The 10,786-nt window shown below is 37.0% G+C and carries 12 protein-coding genes and 1 pseudogene; all 13 read left to right on the plus strand.

Going from position 1 to position 10,786, the window contains the following annotated elements:
• Positions 1-252 (plus strand): annotated as a pseudogene (locus IEU71_RS09200) (hypothetical protein); the annotation flags it as partial.
• Positions 253-255: 3 nt separating this feature from the next.
• Entirely contained in the window at positions 256-582 is a 327-nt protein-coding gene (locus IEU71_RS09205; RefSeq protein ID WP_036067041.1) for a hypothetical protein, read from the plus strand.
• Positions 582-1,067, plus strand: coding sequence for a siphovirus Gp157 family protein (locus IEU71_RS09210; protein ID WP_004914439.1), 486 nt, complete (start codon positions 582-584; stop codon positions 1,065-1,067). Before IEU71_RS09205 ends, IEU71_RS09210 begins: the two co-directional genes overlap by 1 nt.
• Positions 1,068-1,745: an AAA family ATPase gene (locus IEU71_RS09215; RefSeq protein WP_004914441.1), complete on the plus strand. Its 678-nt coding sequence runs from the start codon at positions 1,068-1,070 to the stop codon at positions 1,743-1,745. It begins immediately after the preceding gene.
• A 6-nt stretch (positions 1,746-1,751) separates the two neighbouring features.
• Complete coding sequence (locus IEU71_RS09220) at positions 1,752-3,299, plus strand: DEAD/DEAH box helicase family protein (RefSeq protein WP_004914443.1); 1,548 nt, start codon at positions 1,752-1,754, stop codon at positions 3,297-3,299.
• A gap of 21 nt (positions 3,300-3,320) precedes the next feature.
• The gene (locus IEU71_RS09225; protein ID WP_004914445.1) at positions 3,321-3,977 is read left to right on the plus strand and encodes a DUF669 domain-containing protein; all 657 of its coding nucleotides are present in this window, start codon (positions 3,321-3,323) and stop codon (positions 3,975-3,977) included.
• 15 nt (positions 3,978-3,992) lie between these two features.
• Positions 3,993-4,592 carry a hypothetical protein gene (locus IEU71_RS09230; protein WP_004914449.1) on the plus strand — a complete coding sequence of 200 codons (600 nt, stop codon included), beginning with the start codon at positions 3,993-3,995 and terminating at the stop codon, positions 4,590-4,592.
• A gap of 280 nt (positions 4,593-4,872) precedes the next feature.
• Positions 4,873-5,568, plus strand: a complete 696-nt coding sequence (locus IEU71_RS09235) for a DNA-methyltransferase (RefSeq protein WP_004914452.1) — start codon at positions 4,873-4,875, stop codon at positions 5,566-5,568.
• 16 nt (positions 5,569-5,584) lie between these two features.
• Positions 5,585-5,923, plus strand: a complete 339-nt coding sequence (locus IEU71_RS09240) for a hypothetical protein (RefSeq protein ID WP_004914455.1) — start codon at positions 5,585-5,587, stop codon at positions 5,921-5,923.
• Entirely contained in the window at positions 5,923-6,357 is a 435-nt protein-coding gene (locus IEU71_RS09245) for a DNA N-6-adenine-methyltransferase (RefSeq protein ID WP_004914459.1), read from the plus strand. Before IEU71_RS09240 ends, IEU71_RS09245 begins: the two co-directional genes overlap by 1 nt.
• Positions 6,358-6,365: 8 nt before the next feature.
• The gene (locus IEU71_RS09250; RefSeq protein WP_004914461.1) at positions 6,366-8,741 is read left to right on the plus strand and encodes a phage/plasmid primase, P4 family; all 2,376 of its coding nucleotides are present in this window, start codon (positions 6,366-6,368) and stop codon (positions 8,739-8,741) included.
• The gene (locus IEU71_RS09255) at positions 8,741-9,085 is read left to right on the plus strand and encodes a VRR-NUC domain-containing protein (protein ID WP_004914464.1); all 345 of its coding nucleotides are present in this window, start codon (positions 8,741-8,743) and stop codon (positions 9,083-9,085) included. The genes IEU71_RS09250 and IEU71_RS09255 overlap by 1 nt, the downstream gene beginning before the upstream one ends.
• A gap of 211 nt (positions 9,086-9,296) precedes the next feature.
• Positions 9,297-9,728, plus strand: a complete 432-nt coding sequence (locus IEU71_RS09260; RefSeq protein ID WP_004914466.1) for a DUF722 domain-containing protein — start codon at positions 9,297-9,299, stop codon at positions 9,726-9,728.
• The last annotated feature ends 1,058 nt before the right edge of the window (positions 9,729-10,786 follow it).

Here is a 10,786-nt window from a genome sequence, read left to right on the forward strand (position 1 = left end):
GTCATTTTAGATGCTGCAAGTTTTGCTAAATTTCAAAAGGTCGCTAATGATCTAATCGAAAAGAAAAAGAAAGCAACGGTTAAAGAAATTTCTGCAATCAAAAAGTCACTGGTAACAAAGCTATCTGATATTGATAACAGTTTGAAATTAGTGAGTGACACTAATTTATCTATTCAAAGTAAGTTGGATGAGCTGCACAGTTATGAAGAACGAATTGCTAGTTTTATGGAAATCGTGATTGTGGAGGGTTGATAAATGATTTGGATAGCGATTTACGCAACAATAATCAGTGGTTTATTGTTATGGCGGTCAGAGTATAAACTATATAAAATAAATGAAGAGTTTGAACACTTGGATATTCGTATTGACGGTATAGGCGACAAATTTCACGAACATATTAGGAAAGAAAAATTTGTCAGACTATTCGGAGAGAATAGTAAAACCGATTTATTTCAATACTACGATGGTATATTTACTTACTCACAATTGTACGATTTATACAATCGCAGGTATGTCAATATTGATCCAGATCGTGTTACGCGCATTGACATAAGTAAATATACCCAGAAAGGAACAAAATAATGCCAACATTGAGTGAATTAACTGATTTTGAAATCAAGCTAAAAAAGATGCTTGAAGATGAACAAATTGATACGCAAACATTTGAAGACACAGTCGCTTCACTAGATAAAGACGCAAAGATTGACGGACTATATTCCGTGGCTACAAACATTCAGGAAACAATTGATATTCTAACCGCACGTATCAAAATGAATCAAGAACGTGTTAAGTCAGAAAAGAAATCACTTGAACGATTGCTAAATTACGTGGCGTTTGTTATGGAAAAAGCCGGTGTTAAAGAACTGCGTACCCACACATCACTATTCACGATTAGGCGTAGCGTAGCGGTTGAAATTGATCCAGAAACATCACGTATTCCAGATGAATTTATCAACGTTAAAGAAACAAAGACACCTGATAAGGCGAAATTAAAGGCGTTTATCAATACCGGTGGAAAAGTTAAGGGTGTGGCAGTTATTGAACGCACACATGCACAGGTGAAATAAATGAAAAAACGAGAAAAAGGTGTTAAAACACCGTTCAGAGTATTGATTTACGGTAAACAAGGAGATGGTAAAACATCAGTAACACGATTTGCACCGGGTCCAGTAGCACTACTTACTTTAGATAATACCGATAAGGTTTTGGTTAATGTCGATAAAGACGGTGTCGTGGAGCGATTCTACATTGAAGATTACAGTAAGATTCTCGCTGAAATAAATGAATTTATCGAGTATGTCGCAAACAGTGAATTTAAAACAGTTGTGTTTGATAATTTAAGCGCGCTAGAAAAAGTTTGGTTTGTGAATGCGGCTGATGAAGGTAAGAATCACGGTATCAATTCAATGCAGGACTACGGCAAATTCAGTAATCAGCTAATTAAAATGCTGACATACATTGATAGTCGATTGAAAGATAAAAACGTTATCTACACAGCATGGCAACGTAACGGTGAAATTTGGTTAGAAAGCGGTCAGAAAATTACGCCATTCCAACCTGATCTACGAGATAGCGTGAATAATTACTTTATGGGAACCGTTCATGCAGTGACGCATATCAAATATGACCAAGAAAAGAAAGAGCGATATTGGACTTTGACAAATTCAACAAACGAATATGCAAAGAATCAAATTGACGGTCGCAAGCGTGCCGATTTCGATAAATTGTTTGATTGGGAGGCTTAATGATACATGCCGTTTCAATTATACGATTATCAGAGTAAATTACTTTCAGACGCACGACAATCGCTTGCTAATGGTTCGAAAAGCGTCATGGTAGTTTCTGCTGCTGGTTCTGGTAAAACAGCTATGATGAGTGAAATGGCTAGATTAACAACCTCACATCACAAAAGAGTGTGGGTTATGGCACATCGAAAAGAATTGATAAATCAAATACGAGATAGCTTTAAGTTTAATGAAGTTGATTTCGAGTATGCGGTTATTAAAACAGTCAAAACTTTGGCTAATAGAATGAATAACATGGAGCCACCTGATTTAATAATTTTTGATGAAGCTCATCATAGTATCGCTAACACATATCGTAAAGTTAGAGATAAATTCCCTAACGTCCCCACAATAGGATTCACAGCAACTCCGTGGCGCATGAGCGGTGTCGGCTTTACAGATATGTATGATGATATTGTTACTGGACCAAGCATACCGTGGTTAATTGAACACGATAAGTTAGCGCCATTTGATTATTATGTTCCGACATTTATTGACATCAATAAGATTAAATTTAATTCTGCTGGTAATGCAACCGCCGATTCTATGCACGAAGCTGTCGGGGATGAGTTAGCAACATTAAATTCAATCTATGATCAATGGAAATTGTTAGCGGAACATGAAAAGACAATCACTTATATGTATTCAGTTGATAGCTCACATGCGATTGTAGATTTGTTTAATCAAAACGGTGTACCATCAGCCCACATTGATAGTAAAACACCAAAGGCTACACGTGATAAAGCTATGCAAGATTTCAAAGAGGGCAAGCTACAAATGCTTTCAAACTATGAATTGTATGGTGAGGGTGTGAATATTCCAGACGCAACCACAGTTATTATGGCGAGACCTACTAAATCATTAGTGTTTTACATTCAAGCTGGTATGCGTTCCATGCGTTATCAACCCAACAAAAAAGCGCTGATATTAGACTTTGTGGGAAACGTTAATCGGTTTGGCTTGCCTGATTACGATCATGATTGGGAAGAATACTTCAAAGGTACTAAAAAGAAAAAGAGCGGTGACTTTGAAGCGCCAGTATCTACATGTGACAATTGTTTCGCGACATTTTACTCAAATGAATGGGTAGATGTACACAGTGGTACTAACGAAGATGGTAAAGAAACGAAATATAAAACGTGTCCTTACTGTGGTGAAGTAACAGAAACGGTTGTTGAACGTGCAGAGAAAAAAGCTGTCGATATTAAGTTGAGTAAAGTAACTGATTTAGACGAGTTTGAGAAAAATCGTTTAGCTGGATTATCAGTTCGACAAGCTAAAACACCAATGCAAAAGTACAAAATTCTGCAATCTCGTTATGAGTTGAAACTGCGAGAAAAAGATGGCTACTTTGCAACAATATTTATGACACCTGATTGGAAAGAGGATTGGTATGAGCCATTCGCAGAACTATCAGGAAAATCAATAGAACAGGTTAAGGCAAACATTAAATGGGCGCATAGCCAAAAATCACTAGAACGTAATAACAAGTTAGATGACTTGAAAATATTTTAAGAAAATAAAGAGGATATAACAATGGGATTTTTAGACTTTGATACAGACGCATTGGCAGAAGTACAACAAACTAACACACGCGGCGGTGTACCAGCAGGAGTTTATGAAGTGATTATCAAATCAGTTCAGGAACGTGCTACAAAGAGTGGTTCAGAAAATACAAACTTTGACTTCGTGATCCGTAACGACATTCAACAACCGCGACAAAATGCTCATATTTTCATTCCATTCTGGCACAGTAAGTTGGAAGAAAAGGAAACACAACAAAAGACTGGTTTATACATTAGCGAACTGAAAGCTGGAAAAACAACATTCTCACTTTCTGACAGTGATTTGAAAGAGGTTAAAAAGGAATTTAACCTTGCATCAGCTTTGAACAATGCTCACTTAAATACAGACGGTAAGGCTTTGCGTGAGTTTAACACTAAAGAAGAAGCAATGAACAGTTTGATTGGTAAGCCATTGCGCATTAAAGTTTCAGCTCGTGACAACGAATATAACGGTGAAACAACTGTTCAAAACAGTTTGTTCCCGAACAACATCACTAAAACATCAGCACCACAAGTAAACCACACTTGGGAGGCTGGTAAAGAACCTGTTGTACCTTCTGGAAGTAATCCATTTGCGGCTAGTGGTAATACAGAAATTGATATTAGTAATGACGACTTACCATTCTGATCGGAGAATTAAATAATGACAGAAACAGTAGTACATGTAACGACTTTAGAGCAGTGGAAGTCGGTTTTAGATGTTTGGTTTAAACAGGGATATGCTTGGCCAGCTGGAGACAAAAAATATAGTGCAGAAATATTTGAAAGTGGTGGAAGATTTTTATTTTTAGGTGATTACATTACTTATAGTATGTCTAATCCTGATTCTAAACCATTTATCGAGTTTTCAGAGTTCATGGAACAACAGAAAGAGGATAACAAAATGGAAAAGGTTTACGAAGTTTCACAATCAGTATTTGACGAATTGCAAAGGATTAAGGCGCACGAAGGTATATCTCTTATTGGAGCGATAACCTTGAATGCACAATTTATAAAATCAATCAATGTTGGTAAAAAAGCTATTCTTAGATATTTAGCTGATGATCCAGCGATCGAGTTCAAGGTTAAAGAGCAATTGTATCGGTTATCAGGAACCGATGAAGACGACGACGAGGTTTATATGACGTTTAACTGCGGAATACCAACATGGACTTATATAAAAGATAATGCTTTCACAGCACCATTAGAAGAAATCAAAAAGTGGCAAACGCCAGCTTGGGAAATTGAGAAGGTGGGAGAATAGTTATGGAATTTAGTTTAATTAGAATACACGAAATTGGTGATTATAACAAAAATAATTTTTTACAGATGATTCGCGAGGTAGATTTACAAAGCGACGAATTTTCACACGCATTATTCATTCGCGACCTAACATGGGAGTATGTAAACCCATGAATCTAGGAGACAAAAAAGTATTTGTAATAGCAACACGCCAATGCCATTATCTCTTTGATTGATGGTTACAGAAAATAGCGATTACCGCCAATGGGTGAAAAGACGTTAGCCCAATATGGAGAAATATTATGAAACTGATTAACGAGAATAATTTAGATGCACTTTCAGACATACCGGATAATAGTATTGATTTGATTTTAACTGATCCGCCATACAATATTTCAAGAAAGAATAATTTCGAGTCTTTAAACAGAGCTGGAATAGATTTCGGTGATTGGGACAAAAACGCTGACTTACTTACTTGGATAGATAAAGTTCCAAGAATCGTTAAAAAAGGTGCATCTATCATAATTTTCAATGCTTGGCGCAATTTAGGTGATATTGCTGAAAGACTGGAGAAAAACGGATTTGTTGTTAAAGATATTATTCGTTGGGAAAAAACTAATCCAATGCCTAGAAACCGCGATAGGCGATATATCGTTGATTATGAATTTGCTATTTGGGCGGTTGAAAAACAAAATAAATGGATTTTTAACAGACAGTCTGACAAGTACGACCGTTCAGAAATTAGAGTACCTATTACAGGCAAGGCTGAAAAGATGTTAGGGAGCCACCCAACGCAGAAACCTATTAAACTCATGGAAGAATTATTGCTACGGCATAGCAATGAACACGCAGTTATATTAGACCCATTTATGGGTTCAGGCTCAACAGGAGTTGCTTGCCAGAATCTTAATCGAGACTTCATCGGTATCGAACTAGATGAAACATATTTTAAAATAGCAGAAAACAGAATCAGAGAAGCACAAACATTAGTTATATAAGGAGACAACATGAGTTATGAAATTTGATGAAGCAATTGAAAGGTTGTCACAGAATATAGATGACAATGGTGGGCAGGAGGCATATCAAGGAGAAGTGATCGGGACTTTGAAATCACTGCGTGATAAATATGCCCCTGATGTAAAAATGACAAGTGAACAAAAAGATTTATTTCTATTTTACAAACACTGTACTTGGTTCAGTGTATTCATAGCTAAGTTAAATGATCCTGAAAATGATCATTATAAATCTCTTCCTAGTTTACAAATATTTAATGATTGGGGATGGCGAAGAGAACGCGAAAATGAATTGATGCATGCTTGGCTGCATCCAGAAACAATTAAGGTGGTTAACTAATGAATAGCAAAGCATTATTCAGCTCAAAAAGCATGGTTTGGGAAACGCCCAAAGATTACTTTGATAAGTTGAATAGAAAATTCAAGTTTGATTTAGATGCCTGTGCGAGCGATACAAACCATAAAGTTGATACTTATTTTACAGAAGACGATGATGCGCTAGAACAAAAATGGGGGGGCAATGTGTTTATGAACCCACCCTACGGACGACATATCGGCGAGTTTATCAAAAAAGCGTATGAAGAACATTTGCGTGATCCAAATAGATTTATCGTGATGTTGATACCATCGAGAACTGATACAAAGTATTGGCATGAGTACATTCAGGATAAGGCGACAGTTAAATTTATTAAGGGACGTTTGAAATTTGAATTAGATGGACGACCAATGAATACAGCACCATTTCCAAGTGCACTGATAATATACGGATTATAGGAGACAACATGAGTTATACAGACATACCGCAAGAACTGCGAGACCTAAGGCAATGGGGGCTGTATCATCGGATTTGGCAACCAAGTAAAAATAAATATACCAAAGTGCCTGTTGACCCTTATAGTGGTGGCGCTGGTAAGTCTAACGACTCTAGTACGTGGTCTGACTTCGCAACAGCATCAAATGCTATGGAACACTTTGCTAACGCTGATGGTTTGGCGTTCTACTTTGCTAACGGTTATTTTGGAATTGACATTGACCATATTAAGTCAGATGTTGACGCCTTTATTGAAGGTGATCGTGATAATAATATCGTCGATGAGTTTGTTATCTCAACACAATCTTATACAGAGAGGTCTATGAGTGGCGAAGGCATTCATATCATTGCCAAAGGAAACCTACCAGATGGGCAACGCCGACATAACAACTTTGAAATGTATGATAATGGACGTTTCTTTGCTTTAACAGGTGACACAATCACAAAATCAGAATCAATTATGAAAGTGCCTGATGAAGTGATTGGTCGCTTACACCGTAAGTATTTTATGAAAGCAAGTAAAATCGATGCTGATCTAGGTGTGGTCGATAATACAGTTACTGAAAGAATTGATACACCAGCCTTGCTAGAAATGATGTACGAAAGCAGTTCCGGTGTACGCATTAAACATTTGATTAACGGTGGTTGGGAAAATGATTATGCAAGCCAATCAGAAGCTGACCTTGCATTGGCTAATTACTTATCATTCTGGACTGGACGAGACTTTGCACAAATGGACGAGATATTCAGAGATTCAGTCTTGTTCCGTGATAAATACAATGAGAAGCGTGGTCAGACTACTTACGGTATTGCATTATTGACTAAGGCTATTTCTGAACAAACAGATGTCTATCACGGCAAAAACTTGAAACCATTAATTGATTTAGAAGATTTACCAACATTTTTAACAGGCAATGCAGAAATTGTTGCTGAACAAGACGACAGTCCAAAACAAAAGTTCTTTTCTTATGATGACACAGGACTAGCAGAGCGTTTTAAGTATTATTATGGTGATAACTTTTTGTACGATACCATCGCACGAAAGAGTATGTATTATGACGGTCAAGTGTGGCAAGAAGATAATTACCGATTGCTAGAAAAAACGATGAACAAAACAGTTGATCGCATTAAGGAAGAACCAGAATTTACGATTGCCCCAGAAAACATGGGTGATAGCAATAAAACACCTGATGAATTGAAAGCTGCATTCAAAAAGAAGTCACGGTCACACAGTGCTAAAGAAAATGCAATCAAAGAGCTGCGCAATTTAATCACGGTCACGACAGATGATTTTGATAAAGAATTGAGCGTTCTGAATACGCCAAGTGGTGTACTTGAATTGACTAGTGGAGCAGTTAAAGAATCTACCCACGAGGATAGATTCACTAAAATAACTAACGCTGAATATAATGATAAAAAAGCACCAGAACGCTGGTTAGCATTCTTAGAGCAAACTTTTAAAGGCAATGAAGAGTTAATTGAATTTACACAACGAGCATTGGGCTATGCAGCTACTGGAACAATGGACGAAGAAGTGATGTTCATATTGCACGGTAATGGTAAAAACGGTAAATCTGTATTTATGAACACGATTGATTATGTGTTGGGAGATTATTCAATAAACGTTGATCCAGAAACTGTTTTTGCCAGTCGTTCACGTAATTCGGGTGGTCCAAGCGGTGATATTGCACGAATGAAAGGCGCACGCCTAATGGTTCTATCAGAGCCAGAAGAAGGTAAACCACTTGCAGAAGGTCTCGTTAAGAAAATTACCAGTAAAGATACTATCACGGCTCGTAAGTTGCACAGTAATGAAATTGAGTTCAGACCAACTGGAACAATCTTCATGATGACTAACCACAAACCAATTATCAATGGTACTGATGACGGTATTTGGAGACGTTTGATTTTTATTCCATTCAGAAATCAAGTGAAAGCTGAAAATATGGATAAAAAGCTGGAAGATAAGTTACGTACGGAAGCTGATGCAATCCTTGCATGGATTCAAGAAGGCACAATGAAATGGCAACGTGACGGACTTAATCCACTACCAGTTGTTTTGAATGAAACTAATGAATACCGTGATGAAATGGACGATGTGCAGGCATTTATTGAAGAATATTTTGATTATTCAAAAGATGACCGCACGGAATTTAAAGAAATTGCAACACGCTTTGATACGTGGAAAAGGTTACACGGTGTTGATATGACTAACAAAAAGTTAGGACGTGAATTAGGAACTAAATTTGAGAAGAAACGATCGCACGGCAAGGTCTACTATTACGGCATATCTTTGAAAATGGAAGAAATAGCACGCGGTGTTAAATTAGATGATTTGGGGTACTGATGAGAGAACAACAAATACAAAACGAAGCGAGAATTGCATTGTCTAAAGATGGTCACACGCAGTTTAGAATTAACACAGGAACTGTTATTACAAGAGACGGTAGACCTTTCAGCTCTGGTACACCAAAAGGATTCTTTGATTTAGTCGGGTATCGTAAGCAAGATAAACAGATATTTTTCATTGATATGAAGACAAAAACTGGACGTATCAGAGATGATCAGATTAAGTTTTCTATTAAATTAAAAAAGGATAATGTTATCCACGGTATTGCTCGTTCACCAGAAGATGCGTTAAAAATAGTCAATGAGGGTTTAATTGGCTATGGCCTTGAAAAATATGTGTAAATATACTTGATTTATTTAAAAGTGTATGGTAATATACACACACCGAATGACAAGGGAAACGTTGCGAAGTAGGTGCTATGGGAGTAACGCGTTGGTGTGAGTGGTTTCTATCCAACTAATAACCAGACAGGCGCAGAAATGTGGGCAGGCAAATATACGAGTTTTTTCACGGTTACTCGTGTACATAAATCATATTGTTGCAGGAGAGCTTATGCTAGTTGAACCAATTAAAATGAATCACACAAAAACTAAACAAGTAGAAGCCGTTTTGAAGCAATATCCTTATTTTAATTTATTAGAAAGGGAACGTAGAACAGAAATAGAGCAGTCAAAAGGTGAAATTGATGAAAATATTGGAGGTGGAAGAAGTGGCTTTTCAGAAAATCACGCACATGAAAACAAAGCGATTAAATTTTCCGATGATCCTATCATTTCTACAATTAGGCATAATCGCGCGGTAATTGATAAGTTTATAGCTCAACTAGATGATTACCAGATAAAAATTGTTGAAATGTCATACTTTCAAAGATTCAATCGCTATGACGTTGTTAAAATTGCAAAAGTTGCTAACGTCAGCAGAGCCACGGTATTTAGGTTTCGCAAACGATTTGTTGCTCAACTGTATACGTTGCTAAAGTTATGAGTAAAGAACAGACAGAAAAAATAGTAGATTTTCTAACCAAAAATGATCAAGAAGTTACGAAAGAATTGATTGATTACGTAAAATCTATTGGTCAATATGGTTGGCGCCGCGATTAGTGGGTTCGAATCCCACAGTTGTGATATGGTTAGTCATTAGTCGTTAAATATAAGCTGTACTTATAGATTAGTTCCAGATGACTAACCAAGACCGTTACACCGAACGGTCGTAAATTACACACGCTTCGGAAAAAGCTACTGTGTATGTAAAAATACGATAGGTTGGAATATCTATCATTATGGCAGGTGGCGGAATAGGTAGACGCTAGACTATAAGATATTGTACTGTCCGGGGTCTGGATAGTTAGCTAGAATCAATATCATGTAAGGTGCAAATCCTTACCCTGTCAATTGGTTAGTGTTTATCCTAAATAAAAGCACAAGCGGTTATTTGCTTATCCTAACTATTTTTGTTAAAAAGCATACTATGATTCAGTTACCACCATAGCGACATAATGTCTCTTTCAATCACGGTAACTCGTGTAAAAAGATTGCAGCTCGTTGCTTTATACTAGTTAGGTGATTTCTGTGGGTGAATGAGACAGCCTTATTCGGGTGCAAGCCCCGACATTCACATTGCGGTACGTCCGCACAACTTAATAGCAGTCGCTTGCCTGCGATTGCGTACATAAATTACCGACGTGCACAAAAACCAACCCATTTGGTATCGGTCGAGATGGGGAATTAATGTCCGCAGCTCTAGGTGGTACCAACAGCTCTGGCGTACATAGTGGTAGTTTCCAAAATGGAAATAACCACATTGAACAGTCAACTAATGGTTGATAGTTGACTTATTTATTGAAAAAACAGTTATATTTCAAAATACAGTGACAAAAAAGCACTTCTATTTTGACAAAAAGGCTATTTTGCTTAAATAGAAACATCTAAACCGGTCGAAATCTACCATTTCACATAATATGTCATTATAAGGTAGATTGTAAAATTAAACCGAACACTTGAATAAAAAAGCCGCAGCGCCTTTAATGGTAATTGTCTAAAACA

The sequence above is a fragment of the Leuconostoc falkenbergense genome, assembly GCF_014634805.1.
GTDB classification, from domain to species: Bacteria; Bacillota; Bacilli; order Lactobacillales; family Lactobacillaceae; genus Leuconostoc; species Leuconostoc falkenbergense.

Excerpts from the sequence above, each read along its gene's own strand:
- IEU71_RS09230 (WP_004914449.1), top strand. The coding sequence starts at position 3,993 with ATGACAGAAACAGTAGTACATGTAACGACTTTAGAGCAGTGGAAGTCG.
- IEU71_RS09250 (WP_004914461.1), top strand. The coding sequence starts at position 6,366 with ATGAGTTATACAGACATACCGCAAGAACTGCGAGACCTAAGGCAATGG.
- IEU71_RS09240 (WP_004914455.1), top strand. The coding sequence starts at position 5,585 with ATGAAATTTGATGAAGCAATTGAAAGGTTGTCACAGAATATAGATGAC.
- IEU71_RS09260 (WP_004914466.1), top strand. The coding sequence starts at position 9,297 with ATGCTAGTTGAACCAATTAAAATGAATCACACAAAAACTAAACAAGTA.
- IEU71_RS09255 (WP_004914464.1), top strand. The coding sequence starts at position 8,741 with ATGAGAGAACAACAAATACAAAACGAAGCGAGAATTGCATTGTCTAAA.
- IEU71_RS09205 (WP_036067041.1), top strand. The coding sequence starts at position 256 with ATGATTTGGATAGCGATTTACGCAACAATAATCAGTGGTTTATTGTTA.
- IEU71_RS09225 (WP_004914445.1), top strand. The coding sequence starts at position 3,321 with ATGGGATTTTTAGACTTTGATACAGACGCATTGGCAGAAGTACAACAA.
- IEU71_RS09235 (WP_004914452.1), top strand. The coding sequence starts at position 4,873 with ATGAAACTGATTAACGAGAATAATTTAGATGCACTTTCAGACATACCG.
- IEU71_RS09220 (WP_004914443.1), top strand. The coding sequence starts at position 1,752 with ATGCCGTTTCAATTATACGATTATCAGAGTAAATTACTTTCAGACGCA.
- IEU71_RS09215 (WP_004914441.1), top strand. The coding sequence starts at position 1,068 with ATGAAAAAACGAGAAAAAGGTGTTAAAACACCGTTCAGAGTATTGATT.
- IEU71_RS09245 (WP_004914459.1), top strand. The coding sequence starts at position 5,923 with ATGAATAGCAAAGCATTATTCAGCTCAAAAAGCATGGTTTGGGAAACG.
- IEU71_RS09210 (WP_004914439.1), top strand. The coding sequence starts at position 582 with ATGCCAACATTGAGTGAATTAACTGATTTTGAAATCAAGCTAAAAAAG.